The organism is Flagellimonas crocea (assembly GCF_033441595.1).
Classification (GTDB): domain Bacteria; phylum Bacteroidota; class Bacteroidia; order Flavobacteriales; family Flavobacteriaceae; genus Flagellimonas; species Flagellimonas crocea.
The window spans coordinates 1-19627 of record NZ_JAUZVX010000001.1 but is presented as its reverse complement, the minus strand read 5'-3'; the positions used below and the strand labels follow the sequence as shown (position 1 = coordinate 19627).

The window sequence follows — 19627 nt, the reverse complement described above, 5'->3', positions numbered from 1 at the left end:
TTATGTTTTTTTGACGTAAATTTTGCGATGTTTACAACATGCTTCCATTAGAAAAAGAACATATAACCAATGTTGCCTACGACACTGTAATCTTTGGTTTTACTGGGGAAGAGCTAAAGATTTTGATACTAGAATATCAAAATTCCGGCTTGTTTGCGCTACCTGGCGGCTTCATTCGAAGGGATGAAAATTTGCTCGATGCCGTTAAAAGGGGGGTAAGGGAACGTACTGGTCTGGAAAAAATCCATTTGGAACAGTTCCATACTTTCGGGAAACTAAGCAGGGACAGTGCAACCCCCATGAAAAAGATTGCAAGAGGAAAAGGGTACGAAATTACCAACAGCCATTGGTTGGCCGATAGGTTTCTTACCGTGGGCTACTATTCCCTGATCGATTACAATCAGGTAAAGCCAACACCCGATAAACTTTCGGACTCCATCAACTGGTACGATATCAATAATCTGCCCCCATTGATCATCGACCACGTAGAAATCGTAGAAAAAGCTTTAGAATCCATTCGGAACGATTTGGGCAAAAAACCCATAGGCACCAACCTTTTGCCAGAAAAATTCACGATGAAGGAACTGCAAAAAGTATATGAGGCCATTTTGAACAAAGAATTTCGTCGTACCACGTTTCAACGGAAGATGCTGAGCATGGATTTTTTAAAAAGACACGAAAAGCTGTACACCGGAGCTGCCAACAAAGCTCCATACCTCTACAGTTTTGATGAAGCAAAAGTGGAAGAAACCTAAATTATAACAAAAGAGACATTTTAAGTTAATCAATATTTGCAACCTTTAAACCTTAACTAAACAATAAAATGCCAAACTTTAATATTGATGCAGACCCCAAACACACCTACGATGCCATAGTTATAGGCTCGGGTATAAGCGGTGGGTGGGCCGCCAAGGAACTTTGCGAAAAAGGGTTGAAAACCTTGGTCTTGGAACGTGGCCCCGTTGTGGAGCATCCAAAAGATTATACCACCGCAAACCTGGACCCTTGGGATATGGAACTGCGCGGGGGACTTACACCTGAACAAAAGAAAAAACACTATAAAGGGATTCGCTCCGGGTTCATTGGCCAGGATACCGAGCATTTTTATGCCAACGACGAAGAAAACCCGTACACCGAGGTAAAACCATTCCTTTGGATTCGGGGCCACCAAATGGGCGGACGTTCACTTTTGTGGGGCAAACAGACCTACCGATGGAGCGAAATGGACTTTGAGGCCAACGCAAAAGACGGCCATGGTGTGGACTGGCCCATCCGATATAAAGATTTGGAGCCTTGGTACACCTACGTGGAAAAATTTGCAGGAATCAGCGGTGAGGCCCTCGGACTGCCTCAGCTACCGGACAGTCATTTTCTCCCGCCAATGGAAATGAACTGCGTGGAAAAAGATATAAAAAAGCGTATTGAACGAGATTTTCCCGGAAGACATATGATCATAGGCCGTGTTGCGCATTTAACACAACCGATCAACGGAAGGGGACAATGCCAATATCGAAACAGATGTAGCCGTGGGTGTCCCTTTGGAGCTTATTTTAGCAGTAATGCAGTAACACTTCCAGCGGCCAATGCCACTGGCAACCTTACCTTTAGGCCCTACTCTATCGTTCAATCCATTATGTTCGACGAAGAAAAGGGCAAGGCATCCGGCGTGCGAATCATTGATGCAGAAACCAATGAGGACATCGAATTCAAGGCCAAAATTATTTTTTGCAACGCCTCCACGCTCAGCACCACACAAATATTACTGAACTCTACCTCCAACCGTTTTCCAGAGGGAATGGGCAACGATAGTGGTGAATTGGGACATAATCTCATGGACCATACCTACCGTGTAGGGGCACTTGGCAAAGTAGAAGGATTTGAGGACAACTATTACAGCGGCCGAAGACCCAACGGAATCTACATCCCACGCTATTGGAACATCGATGAAAACTCAAAATCCGATAAATTCCTACGAGGTTTTGGTTTTCAAGGCGCAGGATACAGAATGGGGAATAGCGAGGCTGCCAATCGAAAGGAATTTGGAGGAGATTATAAAGACAGCATCATGAAGCCCGGACCTTGGGAGTTCTTTATTACCGGATTTGCAGAATGCCTGCCCTATCATGAAAACAAGGTTTATTTGAACAAAGATGTCACCGATAAATGGGGGCAACCTACCCTATCCATCGACTGTGAATATAAAGAGAACGAACTGGCCCAGAACAAACAAATCCAAGAAGATGCGGTGGAAATGTTGGAAAAAGCAGGATTAAAAGACGTTATAGGGTTTGATAATGAGCACGAACCCGGTTATGGGGTGCACGAAATGGGAACTGCCCGCATGGGCCGTGATCCAAAAACTTCCGTACTAAACGGAACCAATCAGGTTCATGGGGCTAAAAATGTATTTGTTACCGATGGAGCCTGCATGACCTCGAACTCTTGTGTAAATCCATCCCTAACCTATATGGCTTTAACAGCTAGAGCGGCCAATCACGCCGTGGAAGAACTAAAAAAATTCAATATTTGATCATGGACCGGAGAAAAGCCCTAAAATTTACAGGAAGTATGGCAGCAGCCGTTGTGGCCGGACCTTCGCTGCTATCTATCCTTCAATCTTGCAAAAATGAATCACGGATAGATTGGCAACCCCAATTCCTTACCTTGGAAGAAGCTGCATTTGTTTCCAAAATAGTGGATATGATACTGCCCCGTACCGAAACACCCGGTGCACTGGATGTAAAAGTGGATATTTTTATGGATAAGGTGTATGCCCAACTGTATGATGCAGATGGTCAAAAGCACCTTAGAAAAGAAATAGAGCAATTCAACGCCGATTGCATTTCCGATTTTGGAGACAACTTTATCAATCTTTCGGAGGCCGACCAAATCAAGGTCTTGGAAAAAGCAGAGGAAAATTCAGGCCAATTCGCCAGCGGTGTTTGGGGAACCGCCGTAGGCAACCCGGAACCTGTCGGCTTTTATCGTTCCCTGAAGTCAACGGCCCTATGGGGATATTTTACCTCCGAGGAAATCGGTGAAAATGTGTTGAGTTACGACCCTATTCCTGGCGCATACCACGGATGTATTCCACTAAGTGAAGTAGGCAACAAATGGAGCCTATAACATGGAATCCAAGCATTTTTACATCAACCGAAGAAATTTTATAAGAACCTCCTCCGCTGCACTGGCCCTATCTTCTTTTGGAGCTTATGGCCTTGACCTCATGTATTCACAAAAAAAATGGAACGTAGGTCTTATTGGCTGCGGCTGGTATGGGAAAAGTGATCTTTTTAAACTAATTCAGGTCGCCAATGTAGAGGTGGTATCGCTCTGCGATGTTGACCAGCGCCAACTGGAAGAAGCAGCCAAATTGGTAGCGCAGCGTCAACCGTCGGGCAAAAAACCGCGATTGTACTCCGACTACCGGAAAATGTTGGCTGAAAAAGACCTGGATATCGTTCTTATTGGTTCCCCCGACCATTGGCATGCACTCCAAGCTATTGAAGCCATGGAATCTGGAGCCCATCTATATCTTCAAAAGCCTATAAGCCTTGACGTTATGGAGGGAGAAGCCATTTTGTCCACCGCAAGAAAACTTGGAAAAAAAGTACAAGTAGGCACACAGCGAAGAAGTACGCCCCATTTAGTGGAGGGAAAGAAAAATATTATTGACGCAGGACTTTTGGGCAAGATTTCCCATGTGGAAATGTGCTGCTATTACCATATGCGGTGGAACGCCAATCCACCAGTCCAGAAAGTCCCGGATTATTTTGATTACGATTTTTGGTCCGGACCATCCCCGTTAAGACCATATATTGGAATCCCTCACCGCAGATGGAGGGCATTTATGGAATACGGCAATGGCATTGTGGGCGACATGTGCGTTCATATGCTGGACACCGTTCGTTGGATGTTAGGTCTGGGATGGCCCAAAAAAGTGAGCTCAACCGGAGGTATTTATGTGCAAAAAGACTCAGTTGCCAACATCTCCGATACACAAACCGCCATTTTTGAGTTTGATGAACTTAACTGCATTTGGCAGCACCGCAGTTGGGGTACTCCCACGGACCCCGAATATCCATGGGCGTTTTTTATTTATGGCGAAAAAGGGACTTTAAAAGGCAGTGTGCACCAATATGAATTTATTCCCAACGGCGATGGTGAAACCATTAAAAAGGAAGTTGTTTATGAGAGGGAAAAATATCCGGAGGATTTGAAAGAAGACGGTATCGAATTGCATACCGCTCCGGCAACCAGGGCCCACATGCTGGACCTGTTGGATTCCATAGAAAGGGACGGATTGCCCATTGCCGACGTGGAACAAGGGCACATTTCCACAGCCAGTTGTATTATCGCAAATCTTTCCATGGCATTGGAACGGCCGTTGACCTACGATCCTCAAAAAAGAATCATCATAGATGATGTAGAAGCCACTACCCTATTAAAACATCAGTATCGGGGTCCATGGAAACATCCTTGGGATTTGATTGGATAATCAGGTTACATGATGACATGCCCTAACAATAAAATAAGACACATAACAACCTTAACAATTGCTTTTAACCAGTTTACTCATCATCATTGTCCTTCTTACACTCATTCTTACCAAAAAAATGAGCGCAATGGCAGCGTTGATCTTAGTTCCAACAATAGGCGCTTTGATTTCTGGTTATGGCTGGGAAACCTTTGATTTTGCCTTAACGGGGATAAAGAATATAGCCCCTGTGGTGGCCATGTTTGTTTTTGCCATACTTTTTTTTGGAATCCTTACCGATGCAGGCATGTTCAACCCGATCATAAATACCATATTGAGATGGGTCGGTACCAACCCTACTTTGATTGCAGTGGGAACAGCGCTATTGGCAATGACCGTACATTTTGACGGTTCTGGAGCCACCACATTTTTAATAGTAATCCCTGCAATACTCCCATTGTATGAAAAATTGAACATGGACAGACGTGTTCTGGCCTGTGTGGTCTCGCTGGCCGCCGGCACCATGAACATGCTCCCTTGGGGCGGCCCCACCATTCGGGCGGCCTCTGCGCTCAACCTTAGCGTAGCCGAAATCTATTCTCCAATAATGCTACCGCAGATAGGAGGACTATTGTTCGTCATTCTTGTGGCTTGGAGATTAGGGAAAAAAGAATCAAAACGACTCAATATTCAGAAAAACATTTCGCAAAGCGAAGAGACGGTGCCAACAAATGCCGAAATACCTACGATGCCTTCCAAAACGAGGTTCTTTTGGCCCAATGTTGCCATTACCCTTTTGGCACTCGTTTTTTTAATTACAGGGGCCGTTCCCCCTGCAATGGTTTTCATGATCGGTACCGTTGTGGTACTGATGCTCAACTTTCCCAGTTTGGAAAAGCAGAAGGATTTAATTTTTTCTCATTCCAGGGCCGCAATTTTAATGGCTTCGATTCTATTGGCCGCGGGAGTTTTTACCGGAATCATGAAGGAATCGGGAATGATCGCCCAAATGGCCGAAAGCGCTGTGGAAATCGTTCCAAGGTCGGCAGGGGAAAAACTGCCGATTATGCTCGCTGTACTCAGTATGCCACTAAGCTTTCTGTTCGACCCCAATTCCTTTTACTTTGGTTTTCTGCCCATATTGGCCCAAACAGGGAACGAATTTGGCATTGCTTCCGCAACCATGGGGCAAGCGGCCCTTATGGGGCAAATGACCACCGGCTTCCCATTGAGCCCACTTACCGCAGCAACATTCCTTTTGATAGGACTGTCCAAAGTAGATTTGGCAGACCATCAAAAATTTACATTCAAATATGCCTTTTTGACCACGCTTGTAATGACATTAATCTCCGTTTTGATAGGAGTTATTCCCATATAAAATGAAGAAAACAATTCGCATAGGATCAGGAGCAGGCTATTCGGGTGACCGGATAGAACCTGCCGTGGAACTCATTGAAAAAGGCAATCTGGACTACATTGTTTTTGAGTGCCTTGCCGAACGTACCATTGCATTGGCGCAGCTTCAAAAAATGCAGCACCCGCAATTGGGCTACGACCCTCTACTAGAAGAGCGCATGGAGGCCTGCTTGCCCCTCTGTGTCTCCAAAAAAGTAACGTTGATAAGCAATATGGGAGCGGCCAACCCTATCGCTGCCGCAAAAAAAACAGCCGATATTGCCAAAAAACTTGGGTTGAACCATATTAAAATAGCAGCGGTATATGGCGACGATGTAAAATCCTTGATTGATTTTGACACACAAACCTTCATGGAAAGCGGAGAACCCCTTGCATCGGTCCAAGAAAAAGTGATTTCCGCAAATGCCTATTTAGGGGCCGAGGGAATACTATCGGCACTCAAAGAAAAGGCGGATATTATACTTACGGGAAGGGTAGCCGACCCGGCGCTTTTCCTTGCTCCTATCATTCATGAATTTAATTGGTCTTTTACGGACTTTCCGCTTTTGGGCAAGGGGACGGCCCTGGGGCATTTAATGGAATGTGCCGCGCAAGTATGCGGGGGCTACTTTGCTGATGGGAACAAAAAACAAGTCCCAAACTTGGCCAATTTAGGGTTTCCAATCGCCGAAATTGAGAATAATGGCACTTTCTTTGTTACCAAATTGAAGAATTCGGGAGGTATGGTAAGCCCGGCCACCTGTAAAGAGCAATTGTTGTACGAGGTACATAATCCTGCGGAGTACCTTACCCCGAACGTAGTTGCCGATTTTTCAGGTGTTATCTTCAAAGAAATCGAAAAAGATAAAATAGCCGTTTCGGGAGCTTCTGGAAAGCCGCTCACAGGAAAGTTAAAAGTATCCGTGGGTTATCATGATGGCTACCTGGCAGATGCCCAAATAAGCTATGGCGGTAGCTATGCCCTGGAACGAGGTTCAATGGCCATTGAAATTATCAAAGACCGACTTAAAGCCGCTCAGATTCAAACAGAAGATATCTGTTTTGACTTGATCGGAATCAACAGTCTCTTTAAAGGGAACGATTCCGAAACCATACCTTCAGAGGTACGATTTCGGGTCGCCGCCAAAACAAAGAATAAAAAAGAGGCCATACGATTGGTAAATGAGGTTGAGACACTTTACACCAACGGACCGGCAGCGGGTGGCGGGATTTCCAAATCGGTCACCGAAATAATAGCCATACAGTCCATTTTAATGAAAAAAGACCAGGTTGTCCCAGTAGTCGAATATTTTGAAAGCTAACAAATGAAACTGAAAGATATAGCACATTCCCGTACAGGAGACAAAGGAAACATTATAAACATATCGGTAATCGCTTTTGATGAAAAGGATTATCCAACACTGCATAAAGGGGTTACCGCTGAAAGGGTAAAATCCTTTTTTGGCCCAATGGTCGAAGGAGAAGTGACCCGTTACGAACTCCCCCAACTGGGCGCCCTTAATTTTGTGATCCATAAAGCGCTTGGCGGAGGAGTGACCCGTTCGCTCAGATTGGACAAGCACGGCAAAACGCTATCCTCCTTTTTGTTGGAAATGCCTTTATAAATTAAAACCAAAACTAGATTGATGAAAACACTTTTTAAACTCGCCCTGGTCATTGTATCCCTACAGCTGGCCTATTCACAGAACACCAAGGGAAGCTTGGTCATCGATTCCATTTATTCCAAAAACTTGGCCAACGAATTTGGGGAAAATCCCACTAGGGAAGTTGCGGTCTACCTCCCTCCCGACTATCAAAATGAAACCAAAAAATATCCGGTAATCTACTTTTTACATGGGTTTTACGGGGACCATCAAATGTTGGCCCCTATGATGGAAATTTTGGATTACGCTATCGAAACCAAACGCATACGACCGTTTATATTGGTGGTTCCCAACCAAAAAACTACATACGAGGGCAGTTTTTATTCCAATTCTGGGACTTTTGGCAATTGGGAAGACTTTACCGTACAGGATTTGGTCACCTACATGGACAAAAACTACCGGACCATTGCAAAAAAAGAAGGTCGAGGAATCACGGGTCACAGTATGGGAGGATATGGTGCATTTAACATAGCCATGAAGCATCCCGATGTCTTCAACACAGTATATGCCATTAGTCCCGGTGCATTGGCCATTGTAAGGGAATACGGTCCAAACAGCGAAACCTTTAAGCAACTATCCAAAATATCGACCTATGAGGAACTGGAAAAAACTTATTTTGGAAAGGTTATGGTAGCCTTTGGACGTTCTTGGTCGCCCAACCCGAACAATCCGCCCTTTTATTGCGATTTTCCCTTCAGCTACGAAGATGACGAATTGGTGATCCATCAGGAAACGCTAAAAAAGTGGCATGATAATATGCCTTTCTACAATTTGGAAGACTATATCGATAACCTCAAAAGTCTTAAGGCCATTAAAATGGATTGGGGACGTAACGCTGGTGAAAGATTTACACAGCAATGTAAAATGTTCAGCATCAAATTAGAAAACTTAGGGATAGACCATTTTGCAGAAGAATACATTGGAACCCACGTAAACAACATCTACACGAAAGAGGGACGTATTCCGCAGCAGGTGCTACCGTTTTTCGAGTCATATCTTCAGTTTGAAGAATAATACTGTAAAAAATCATATTTTATGAATAGCACGGCAATTAAATTGCCATCAAATCATAATAAGAAACTAAACTATCTATCATGCATATTTCACAAAAACTTTTAAGAACGGGGATTCTTTCTTTTGCTTTCGCATTCATAGGATGTTCTCCAAACTTTACCGAAGAACAAAAAGGTGATTTCAACTTGGTCCATAATGAAGAAGGAGCTACGTTGGGTTATAGTCCAAAATCCGGGATTGCCATTTTGACCCAAGATCAGTTAGCCTTTAAAGACCTTAACAAAAATGGGACATTGGACCCTTATGAAGATTGGAGGTTATCCGCCGATGAAAGGGCCAATGACTTGGCCACTAAAATGAGCGTAGAACAAATTGCAGGGTTGATGCTTTACAGCGCCCACCAATCCATCCCTGGTGGTGGCAACAGCTTTTTTGGCGCGGTGACCTATAATGGAAAGCCCTATGCCGAAAGCGGAGCGAAACCCAGTGATCTTTCTGATGCCCAAAAGAAGTTTCTTGAGGAAGATAATCTGAGACATGTGTTGATTACCCAAGTAGAAACCCCAGGGGTAGCCGCTCAATGGAACAACAATGCCCAAGCCATGGTAGAAGGTATTGGCATGGGAATACCAATAAACACCAGCTCCGACCCAAGGCACGGCAGTGACTCCTATGCCGAGTTCAATGCCGGTGCAGGCGGAAAAATATCCATGTGGCCAAGTACCTTGGGATTGGCTGCCAGCTTTGACCCAGCGTTGATGCAACAATTCGGAGAAATTGCTTCCCAGGAATATCGTGCCCTAGGTATCGCAACAGCACTATCCCCACAGATAGATCTGGCTACTGAGCCCAGATGGTCCAGATTTGATGGCACTATGGGAGAAGACCCCAAACTTGCCGCCGATATGGCACGGGCTTATGTGGAAGGCTTCCAAGGGTCGGAAAACGGTGATTGGGGCAGTAATAGTGTAAATGCCATGGTGAAGCATTGGCCGGGCGGAGGACCGGAAGAAGGTGGGCGTGACGGTCACTTTGGTTACGGCGCTTATGCGGTTTACCCAGGCAATAACCTTAAAGACCACCTGAAACCTTTTACGGAGGGTGCGTTTGCACTGGAAGGACCAACTAAAATGGCCGCTGCCGTAATGCCCTATTACACCATCTCCTACGAACAGGATGACCAGAATGGAGAAAATGTAGGCAATGCCTATAACAAATATTTGATTACAGACCTTCTTAGGGGCACCTACGGTTATGATGGTGTAGTATGTACCGATTGGGGAATAACGAGAGATGCGGCAACGGTCTATGAGTTTCAAGGGAAACCTTGGGGAGTGGAAGATTTAAGCGTGGCCGAAAGACATTATAAAATTATTGAGGCCGGTTGTGACCAATTCGGTGGAAACAACGATATGGGCCCGGTCATCGAGGCATATCAACTAGGGGTAGCGGAACATGGCGAAGAATATATGAGAAAACGTTTTGAAACTTCCGCCGTTCGTCTCCTTAAAAATATTTTCAGGACAGGTTTGTTCGAAAATCCTTACTTGGAAGTAGATGAAACTGAAAAAATAGTGGGCAACCCAGAGTTTATGAAAGCTGGGTACAATGCACAGCTTAAATCCGTGGTGATGCTGAAAAATAATGACCAAACACTGCCTGTTAAGACCAAGAGCAAAGTTTATGTTCCACAGCGATATGTTGCCCCGACCGTAAACTGGTTCGGTGTGGCCACCCAAGAACGTACGGAGCATCCCTTTAACATGGAGTTAGTGTCAAAGTATTTTGAGGTCGTCGAGGAGCCCGGAGAGGCCGATTTTGCCTTGGTAGGTATTGAGAGTCCCAACGGTGGTGTTGGCTATGATGTTGCCGATAGTGAAAAAGGCGGCAACGGCTATGTACCCATTAGTTTGCAATACGGAACTTACACCGCTACAAATGCCAGGGATGAAAGCATCGCAGCGGGTAGCCCATTGGAAGAAGGGGTAACCAATCGTTCCTACAAGGACAAAACGACCACTGCTACCAATATATCGGATATGGCACTGGTTACGGATACCAAGCGAAAAATGGGCGATAAACCAGTTGTTGTCGTTGTAAAAGTGTCCAAACCTATGGTTTTTGCAGAGATTGAATCGTATTCCGATGCTATTTTGGTCCAAATGGGGGTTCAGGATCAGGCCATACTGGATATTGTTTCCGGTAAGACAGAACCATCGGCCCTGCTACCCTTCCAAATGCCCAGTAGTATGATGACGGTTGAAGCACAGTATGAAGATGTGCCAAGGGATATGGAACCGTATAAAGATTCCAACGGAAACACCTATGATTTCGCTTTCGGCCTCAATTGGAACGGGGTTATCAGTGATGAACGCGTTGAAAATTACAAATAGATGAGAACTATTATTGAACAGGCCCCGTTTTTGGGGCTTGTTTCATATGGGTTCGGTTCTCTATAATTTAAAAATATCCGAGCATAGGATATTTAAATCTTAAAAAGAGCCTTGCATATTCTTCTTGTACTATTTTTGATGAAAATTTAAACCAAACTATATTTTTTAATGCTTCTTAACGAGAACCTAGAGGAAAATAACTTTATAGTTCCCTTTTTAAATTCCATCCATACATTAAGTTCCGGACTTAAAAATTATCTTGATCAAAACGTAAAAAGCTGCAGTTTCGAAAAGAATGAACTCATCAGCAAGGCTGGAGAAATCTGCAACAGCCTATATTTTATCAAAAAAGGAATGGTGAGGGGATATTTTGTCAGTGAATCTTCCGAAATAACCACTTGGGTAGATAGCGAAAAAGAAATTTTTACCTCCATTACCGGATTCTTTAGAAATCAAGAAAGTGAAGAATACATCCAAAGTCTGGAGAAAACATTCTGTGATTACTTGGAGTATAAGGACTATTTGTATTGCTTGAACCAATTCCCGGAAATGAATCAAATAAACCGTCTACTGCTGGAAAACTACTACGTATTGGCAGAACAACGGGTCTATTTGGCCAGAATACCCAATGCAGGCAAGAGATTGGATTATTTTATGGAAAACAACAAATCCCAGATTGTGGATAGAATTCCCAAAAAATACTTGGCGTCCTTTTTGGCAATGAGACCTGAAACTTTATCCCGATTGATGAAGGAAAGAGTTTAATCGTCTTTGAAAGTGGTGTTTCGTTCACTTTTTGTTGGAAAACCAAAGAAAATCAAACTTCCTTATTTGGACTTTCTTTTTTATACAAGGAAGTCAAGATTCCGGCGGCGAGCGCCAATCCAATAAACCCAAGGGAAACCCATTCCGGAAATTTAATTTGATGGGCGAGGATCAGTTTAAGCCCAACAAAACTCAGAATGGCCACTAAACTATATTTAAGGTGATGGAACTTATTGATCATATGCGCTAAGAAAAAGTACATGGACCTGAGGCCCAAAATGGCGAAAATGTTGGAACTAAATACCAAAAACGGATCGGAAGTAATGGCCAAAATCGCGGGTACGCTGTCCAAGGCAAAAAGTACATCGGAAAACTCAATGATCACAAGGGCGATGAACAATGGCGTGGCTGCAGTAATGTGGCGCAATTTCACAAAAAACTTTTGCCCTTCCATATGTGTGGTGATGGGCATTATCTTTCGCAAGTTTCGATACACAAAAGATTGTTTGGGGTTGAAGGGCTTTTGCTTGGATACCAACATCCGAATAGCGGTAAATATTAAAAATGCTCCAAATATATAGGTGGTAAAGGTGAACTTCTTGATCAGGGCGACTCCAAAAAATATCATAAGGGCCCTGAATACGATAGCTCCCAAAATTCCCCAAAACAATACTCGATGCTGATATTTTTGTGGTATTTGGAAAGATGTAAAGATTACGGCAATCACAAAGATATTGTCAATGCTCAAAGAAAGCTCTATCAGATAACCGGTGATATACTTCATGGTGGCATCCATAGGTTCAAGGTTATCCACATTGTCGATGTTCCCTGAACTGTAAAGCCAATAGATGACCCCTGAAAAAATCATGGACATGGTAATCCAAAGACCGGTCCACAAAGAGGCTTCCCTTACACTGATTACGTGCGGGTTTTTGTTAAAAACACCAAGATCTAAGGCAAGAAAAAAGAGAATACCCAATAAAAAAACAATCCAAACAGTCATAAGCGGTTAAAAGTAATGCCCGAAAATAAGCAAAGGAACGATCACAGAATCAAAAAAAATCTTAAAACCGTCCCTCTTATAAAAAGTTAAGCAAGTATTGAGAGATTGCAAATTTTTAGAGCTAATAAAGCGCTAATGGATTTCTTCTTATTTCTAATTGGGCCGTTGTAAATCCTTAACTTTCAATTGAAAAAAATTCCGGATCATATTCTACACGATTTAAAATGAAAGCAAATACTTATAACTATATCGCCATCAAATAGGCTCCATTAAAAACTGAAAGTCAACACTTTACCATTGTCATTAAAATTAAGGGAGTGGTTTTTTCGTAAAGATCATTACAATCTGTCTTTTGATTTTCAACTAAAAAAAATCGGATTTCCTTTAGAATAGTAAGAAAAATCAATAAAATACTGTAATTTCCTGTAAGTACTTTATCGGAACATATAGGGAAATTTGTTCCACTTACAACAAAGCTAATCTAGATACAACGGCCAGCCGTTTAGAAAATTAAAACAGAAGTTAATGGCTAAAGAAAAAAATAGACCTAATATTTCTGAACAATCAGATTTTCCTGGATATTCTAGGGAGCTTGATGCAAGTGGTGATATTTTCAAACAAATTTTTGAATATTCTGTCATTCCAACCTTAGTGCACGACTTGGATATGAACATCATTAATGCCAATGATAGTGCCATTGAAATGTTTGGTTTTTCATTTCAGGAGCTACGCCGAATGAAGATATTTGACCTTCATACCCACGATGAGTTGGAACACTCCACCGAGGTGTTGAACAAGATGAAGCAAGAGAAAAAGCTAAGTGTAGAGACCCGGTTCAAAAAAAAGGATGGTACCGTTTTCATTGCCCAAGCCACACCCTGTCAATACATTTTAGAAGAAAAACCCTTGATCCACGTCTTTATTCAGGATATCACAGAACAGAAACTTACCCAAAAGAAGCTAAAAGAGTCCAACATTGCTTTGAAGGAGGAGATGACCAAAGTAAAAAGATATACTAGGCAGATTGAATTACAAAATACGGAGCTTGAAGAATTTTCATATGTGGCGGCCCATGATTTAAAAGCACCGGTGACCAACCTAAGTGTTCTCTCCGAAATGATCAATGTTGAATCCATTACAGATTCTCAAAACAAAGAATTGTACCAGAGGCTGAAGAAAAATGTAGAAAAGCTACATAAAACGGTTTACGCCCTGAATGAGGTGATAAATTTCAAAGCCATATCAATATACGACAGAGAACTGTTGAAATTCGAAGATATATTGAAGGAGATAAAAGAGGGCATTACCGAACAAATTAATACGGCAAAGGCCAACATATCGGCTGACTTTTCCCAGTGCCCTGAAATTGAGTATCCAGCCCTCCACTTAAAAAGTATCATGCAAAACCTGCTCACCAATTCCATCAAATATAGAAATCCTGCCAGACCATTGGAGATTGAAATTAAAACCACAATACAAAATGGCGTTTCTTGTCTTTGCGTAAAGGACAATGGTATGGGCTTTGACTCGTCAAAACATCATGAGAAAATCTTCAAATTGTTTAGACGGTTTCACACACATGTGGAAGGTATGGGCGTTGGTATGTACCTTATAAAATCCATTGTGGATTCGCACGGCGGAAAAATTCAGGTTAAAAGTAATCCCAACGAAGGCGCCCTATTCCATATTTATCTTAATAATGAAAGCTATGTTCAGTAATGTATTATTGATTGAAGACAATGAAACAACCAATTATATTCATAAAATTGTACTTGGAAATATTGGTATTGTAAATGTTAACGAGGCATTGAATGGATTGGAAGCCTTCAAGTATTTGGAAAAGGATTGTCCCGATATTATTTTCTTGGACATCAACATGCCCGTTATGGATGGTTGGGAATTTTTAAAAGAGCGAGAAACAAAAGCACTTTGCAACGATGCGAAAATTGCAATGCTAACATCATCCACACATCCTGATGATAAAAAACAAGCAGAAAACTACAAATCTGTAATCGCCTATATTGAAAAGCCTCTTACCAAGGATAAAATCCAAGAATTAAAACAGAAAATAAGTGCTAGCTAAATCTGCATTCATTGTATTTCCACAAATAAATTTTGCTCTTTTTAGGTTGTGATAAAAGATTGTTCTCAGCCATGTAGCCTTGAATAATTCAGCCATTTCAAGGATGGACCAAAAAAAAGAAAACCCTGTAATTCAAAAGATATGCAGGGCTTTGCTTTTGTTTAAACTTTGAAGTGATAGCGGAAGGATTTGAACTCCATTCGCAATCCCTTGATTTTATTAGCTTTTACCTTGCTGATGTTTTGTTACTAACCGAATTACAGACTACTAAGGGTAATCTCCTTTCGTATGAACCAAAACTAATCAATATTTATTAAATAGATTTAGAACTAGCTCGAGTTAAAAACTTGGCGCATTAATTAATCAATTTTCTGTTTAGATTTATCCATAAAATATCCAATGGCCCCGCCAATCAATGTAAAGACCACTACTCCAATCAATGCATCCCAAATAATATCCATCCCACTGCCCACAAATCTGTCCACATCATCCACAATTGTCACAAAATTTTTCACATACCCTGTGATGCCACCTGCCATACGTTGAACCATCTCGGATTGAAAATAGTAGCTAAAAGGAATTCCCAATAATGCTCCCATAAGGGCAAAGGTCACCATCTTACCTGCCATTTTGTTCAGCACTAGATACACTCCCAAATAGGCCAATATTCCTAACGGAATAAACAACAATGTAAGGACAACAAATATAACCCTCATGATGATAGGTTGTAGGTTCAATTTTAACGCGAGCTTGCTGCTTACTCCCAATAAAATCTTTTCGGGACGAGTTATTAATTGGATTATTTTCTGTGTATCCATTTGTTTTAGGTAATGATTGTTGGTTTAAAATTAAGATTGACATCTCTAATCTAAAATCGCTAATGATTTTCTGCCCTTTCCCACTTATTTTGTGTAGCATATCCTTTATTCTTTGCGAAAATGTGTATTTTCATTTTGACTTCAAATTAATTAATCGGTTGCCATATGAAATACATCTTTACCTTGATGTTATTCTCCATTGTAGTGCATTCTTCCGCACAACAATTTCAAATGGAACTAGATTCCCTGATTAAGAAAATTGACTCAAGTACGGTTGCCAATCAAGAAACCATCGACTTAAGAAACCAATACATCAAACAGGCCCTTTTTGCCAATCCTTCCGATACCACCCTCTTGACATTTTCAAAAAAAACGGTAGACTTGGCAACGGACTTGAGATATTGGAAAGGACTTTTGGTGGGATATGAACGTGTGGCCTTAGTGTATCAATATTCCTTCTCCAACCCATACAAGGCCCTGGAATATTATCACAAAGCCTTGGGTCTCATGGAAAAGGACAAGGACTTGCAAACGCTTGGATGGAGTATTTATGGAGGTATCGGCACTTTGTACTATGAGCAGGAAGAATACGGTAAGGCCTTGGAGCAGTTTAAAAAGGTCTTACATAACGATAAAAACCTTGAGCTGACCGCCACTGCAAACATTGCCAATATTTTCGGATCATTGAACCAATTGGATTCTGCCATTTATTATTACAAAAAGGCATTGAACTTGGAACAGGTAACAAACAATCCAACATACAAGGCCAACCTGTATAGCAATCTATCATTGATTTACAGTCAGGCAGATCAATTGGACGCCGCATTGGCATCTGCAGAAAACAGTATCGGCCTTATTGAGCAATATGGAATTGAATTTGTAAGACCCACGGCCTACGCCAATGCCTCAATGGCCTACCTGGGCAATAAGGATTATGTTAATGCTGAGCTATACGCCAACGAAGCATTACAGCTGAGTGAAGCACAGGGAAATGTTTTTCTTCAAAAGTCCGCTTGGGGCACGCTGGCCGATGTGTACTCGGCCAAAGGAGAATTTTCCAAGGCGTTGGAAGCCTACACTAAATTTTCAGTATTGAAGGATAGCCTCAACAACCAGAACCGGAGGGTAGAAATCAACCGCAGTCAATTGGAGTTTGAATTTGAAAAGGAAAGGACCATTGCTCAAGCGGAAATCGATAGGCAGTCTACCATCAAAACGGCTTCGCTCTTGGGGGGTGGAGGTCTTTTAGCAGCATCGGTATTAGGATTTGTGCTGTACAAAAGACGAAGGGATGTCTTGGAACAGAAAAAAGATGCAGAATTCAGGGTATTGGTTGCCGATACAGAATTAAAGGCCTTGAGAGCGCAAATGAATCCACATTTTATATTCAACGCTCTCAACTCCATAGGTGATTATATCCTTAAAAACAACAATGAAACGGCATTGGAATACCTTACCAAGTTTGCCAAATTGATGCGGATGGTGCTTGAAAATTCAGAAAATAAATCCATTCCTTTGGAAGAGGACCTAAAGTTTCTTGAACTCTATCTTCAGGTTGAGGCCAAAAGACAACCTGGTAAATTTTCATATCATATTCAGGTTGATGAAGCACTCGAAGTTGAAAATACATTGGTACCCCCATTGCTGTTACAGCCTTTTATTGAGAACAGTATCTGGCATGGATTCCGGGATAGAGATGGAATGGGACAAATTCAAATAACCATAAATGAAAATCAAGACATGCTCATTTGCTCCATCGAGGATAATGGACGGGGAATAGAGCATACAGCAAATGGAAATGAATCCAAAAAGTCTTTCGGGGTGGCAATTACTGAAAATCGACTCAAGATTTTGAACAAACAAAAAAACAAAGAAGGTAGATTGCAAGTTATCGACCTTGGAGAACAAAAGGGTACGCGGGTAGAAATCAGCTTACCACTTGAACACCTTTTTTAAATTGGAACAAAAGCCCATATGAAAATAGCTATAGTAGATGATGAGCAGCATTGCATAAATCACCTAGCCAACTTATTGAAACCCCATAGCGCTGATATGCAATTGTTCATTTTTGAAAATGCAGATGATGCCATTATCGGGTTGGAAAAAACACGCCCCGATATCGTTTTTTTGGATGTGCAGCTCCATGACAAAACGGGTTTCGATGTATTGTCGTCCGTTTCAAAACGAGATTTCAGCCTAATTTTTACCACGGCATATGAAACATATGCCATAGAGGCCTTCAAATTTTCTGCCATTGACTATCTTTTAAAACCAGTGGACAAGGATGATTTTGAAATGGCCCTTCAAAAAGCCACGGATAAGATAGAACAAACACAACTACATGACCGGGTCAAGGTACTGCTCTCCCATATTTCTACCAATAACAGCCCTAAACGCATCAGTGTTCCCTCCAATGATGGATATGTTTTTCTATTAATGGAAGATATTGTTCGTTGCCAAGCCGATGTAAACTATACCCATATTTTTACAACTGATGGTAAAAAATATACAGCTTCCAAAACCCTAAAACATTTTGAAAAACTTCTGGAGGGAGACCATTTCTTTAGAATCCATAATTCCCATCTTATTAACCTGTTATATGTAAACTCCTATCATAAAGATGGCTTTACTATCCTCAAGGATGGTATGAAATTAGAAGTATCCACCCGTAGAAAAGAGGCATTCATCAAATTATGCGGGAAATTATGAGTCAGAAGATTATCGTTTATTTGAACTTTGTTTTAATTAAACCACACTATTCGTGTTTGGAAGTCTAAAAATCCAAACGCCAATTACTATGATTAGTGAATAAATTAATGGCCAAACCGTTTTATCTGTCCATCTCGTTATAAATCCTTCATCAACAATATAGAAAGTAATCCAAACGGATAAAACACACCATTGGCTAAGTCATCGTTTATTTGAACTTTAATCACACTATCTCTTGTTATATTCATCCTTTAATTCCCTGAACTTATCTGAATATAGTTCTTCAAATTCATCCTTTATTTTGTGTCTATTGTAAGTAAGAACCCTGCCTATAAATCCACCAATTTCATCACTGTTGACCGAATAAGGTATTTTATTATTAGGCTTTAGTTTTTTTGCAAAGTAGTCGATTCCCACAATCAGCATTATTAAAGTTATAAAGCCTAGAACCAGAATCTCTGGATGAAGCAAAGAAAAAAATGACAAGTCTTTATTTGAAAATAATGAATAAATAGCGAAAACAGCCCCAAGTCCAAGGATGGTTAAATAAATACACCCCTTGCGGTCCTGCCATTCCAAATCTGGAATGTTCAAGTCAGTTAGATTTCTAAATTCAGTCCATTTCTCAGGCCTTTGGGAATCTGGAAATATATTTTTTAGAGGAGTGTTTAAATTCAATGCATTGTCAAGTTTTTGTATGTCTAAGAATAAATTCAAAAATGCGAAGTCATTACGAAATATGATATTTTCCTTACCCATCTTGACAAATTCTTCTATGGAAATTTCCTCAACGTTTAGGTCTTGGTTGTTTACAAATTTTGCAAATGAAGTTGGTTGCTCCCGCATCGTTTATTTGAACTTTATTTTAAACATAGAGTTATCTAAATAGTATTTCTATGATTGGGATTAATATGAAAAATAAAACCAGAATACCAATCAAAACATTATTAAAACCATGTCCCATCTCATCAAAATAATCTGGATTATCTGGGCCACATAGGTATTCTTTCCATGTATATTTTGGCTTGTTTAGAAGAGTTCTCCAAATAGAACCCCAAATCCATCTTGCGCCAGCACCAAAGAAATTGAATATTGGCCTCCAAAATCTTGAACCCATCAATCGTTTATTTGAACTTTGTTTTCTTTTAAAATCTAATAAAACTATCTGAATAAATTGAAATAAAGGTCATACAATGGTTTTACAAGATTATTCTGTTTGCAGTTTGTGTCTGTAGATACCCCGATGTTTAGGACAGGTTTTCTACAAAACTAATATAATTATCAAGCCGCTCTCTTAAATAGATCA

The 19627-nt window shown here is 41.3% G+C and carries 18 protein-coding genes; 14 read left to right on the top strand and 4 right to left on the bottom strand.

Annotated features, from left to right (window positions below):
• Window positions 1-38: 38 nt before the first annotated feature.
• The 10 genes from SD449_RS00090 (at window position 39) to SD449_RS00045 (ending at window position 11708) form a co-directional block, all read left to right on the top strand.
• Window positions 39-755, top strand: coding sequence for an NUDIX hydrolase (locus SD449_RS00090; protein ID WP_318308056.1), 717 nt, complete (start codon window positions 39-41; stop codon window positions 753-755).
• A gap of 68 nt (window positions 756-823) precedes the next feature.
• Window positions 824-2530 (top strand): GMC family oxidoreductase, encoded by a 1707-nt coding sequence (locus SD449_RS00085; protein ID WP_318308055.1) that lies wholly within the window; start codon window positions 824-826, stop codon window positions 2528-2530.
• A 2-nt stretch (window positions 2531-2532) separates the two neighbouring features.
• On the top strand, window positions 2533-3126 hold the full coding sequence (locus tag SD449_RS00080) for a gluconate 2-dehydrogenase subunit 3 family protein (protein ID WP_318308054.1): 594 nt from the start codon (window positions 2533-2535) through the stop codon (window positions 3124-3126).
• Between the two features lies 1 nt (window position 3127).
• On the top strand, window positions 3128-4498 hold the full coding sequence (locus tag SD449_RS00075; protein WP_318308053.1) for a Gfo/Idh/MocA family protein: 1371 nt from the start codon (window positions 3128-3130) through the stop codon (window positions 4496-4498).
• 58 nt (window positions 4499-4556) lie between these two features.
• Complete coding sequence (locus SD449_RS00070; protein ID WP_318308052.1) at window positions 4557-5855, top strand: CitMHS family transporter; 1299 nt, start codon at window positions 4557-4559, stop codon at window positions 5853-5855.
• Window position 5856: 1 nt separating this feature from the next.
• Complete coding sequence (locus SD449_RS00065; RefSeq protein ID WP_318308051.1) at window positions 5857-7194, top strand: acyclic terpene utilization AtuA family protein; 1338 nt, start codon at window positions 5857-5859, stop codon at window positions 7192-7194.
• Between the two features lie 3 nt (window positions 7195-7197).
• Window positions 7198-7497: an AtuA-related protein gene (locus SD449_RS00060; RefSeq protein WP_318308050.1), complete on the top strand. Its 300-nt coding sequence runs from the start codon at window positions 7198-7200 to the stop codon at window positions 7495-7497.
• 21 nt (window positions 7498-7518) lie between these two features.
• Window positions 7519-8550, top strand: a complete 1032-nt coding sequence (locus tag SD449_RS00055) for an alpha/beta hydrolase (RefSeq protein WP_318308049.1) — start codon at window positions 7519-7521, stop codon at window positions 8548-8550.
• Between the two features lie 80 nt (window positions 8551-8630).
• Window positions 8631-10943 (top strand): glycoside hydrolase family 3 protein, encoded by a 2313-nt coding sequence (locus SD449_RS00050; RefSeq protein WP_318308048.1) that lies wholly within the window; start codon window positions 8631-8633, stop codon window positions 10941-10943.
• Window positions 10944-11111: 168 nt separating this feature from the next.
• Complete coding sequence (locus SD449_RS00045) at window positions 11112-11708, top strand: Crp/Fnr family transcriptional regulator (protein ID WP_318308047.1); 597 nt, start codon at window positions 11112-11114, stop codon at window positions 11706-11708.
• A gap of 52 nt (window positions 11709-11760) precedes the next feature.
• On the opposite strand, the gene SD449_RS00040 is transcribed toward SD449_RS00045, so the two are convergent.
• The gene (locus SD449_RS00040; RefSeq protein WP_318308046.1) at window positions 11761-12711 is read right to left on the bottom strand and encodes a TerC family protein; all 951 of its coding nucleotides are present in this window, start codon (window positions 12709-12711) and stop codon (window positions 11761-11763) included.
• 525 nt (window positions 12712-13236) lie between these two features.
• On the opposite strand from SD449_RS00040, the gene SD449_RS00035 reads away from it, so the two are divergent.
• Complete coding sequence (locus tag SD449_RS00035; RefSeq protein ID WP_318308045.1) at window positions 13237-14430, top strand: sensor histidine kinase; 1194 nt, start codon at window positions 13237-13239, stop codon at window positions 14428-14430.
• A complete protein-coding gene (locus tag SD449_RS00030; RefSeq protein ID WP_318308044.1) occupies window positions 14420-14794 on the top strand; it encodes a response regulator in 375 nt (124 codons plus the stop codon). The genes SD449_RS00035 and SD449_RS00030 overlap by 11 nt, the downstream gene beginning before the upstream one ends.
• Before the next feature lie 359 nt (window positions 14795-15153).
• On the opposite strand, the gene SD449_RS00025 is transcribed toward SD449_RS00030, so the two are convergent.
• Window positions 15154-15612 carry a PspC domain-containing protein gene (locus SD449_RS00025; protein ID WP_119646621.1) on the bottom strand — a complete coding sequence of 153 codons (459 nt, stop codon included), beginning with the start codon at window positions 15610-15612 and terminating at the stop codon, window positions 15154-15156.
• A gap of 165 nt (window positions 15613-15777) precedes the next feature.
• Here SD449_RS00025 and SD449_RS00020 point away from each other — a divergent pair, with 165 nt between their 5' ends.
• A complete protein-coding gene (locus SD449_RS00020) occupies window positions 15778-17568 on the top strand; it encodes a tetratricopeptide repeat-containing sensor histidine kinase (protein WP_119646623.1) in 1791 nt (596 codons plus the stop codon).
• 18 nt (window positions 17569-17586) lie between these two features.
• On the top strand, window positions 17587-18321 hold the full coding sequence (locus SD449_RS00015) for a LytR/AlgR family response regulator transcription factor (protein ID WP_119646624.1): 735 nt from the start codon (window positions 17587-17589) through the stop codon (window positions 18319-18321).
• A 228-nt stretch (window positions 18322-18549) separates the two neighbouring features.
• Here the strand turns inward: SD449_RS00015 and SD449_RS00010 are convergent, their stop codons facing one another.
• Both SD449_RS00010 and SD449_RS00005 read right to left on the bottom strand, forming a co-directional pair.
• A complete protein-coding gene (locus SD449_RS00010; protein ID WP_318308041.1) occupies window positions 18550-19167 on the bottom strand; it encodes a hypothetical protein in 618 nt (205 codons plus the stop codon).
• 31 nt (window positions 19168-19198) lie between these two features.
• Entirely contained in the window at window positions 19199-19438 is a 240-nt protein-coding gene (locus SD449_RS00005; protein ID WP_318308040.1) for a hypothetical protein, read from the bottom strand.
• Between the last annotated feature and the right edge of the window lie 189 nt (window positions 19439-19627).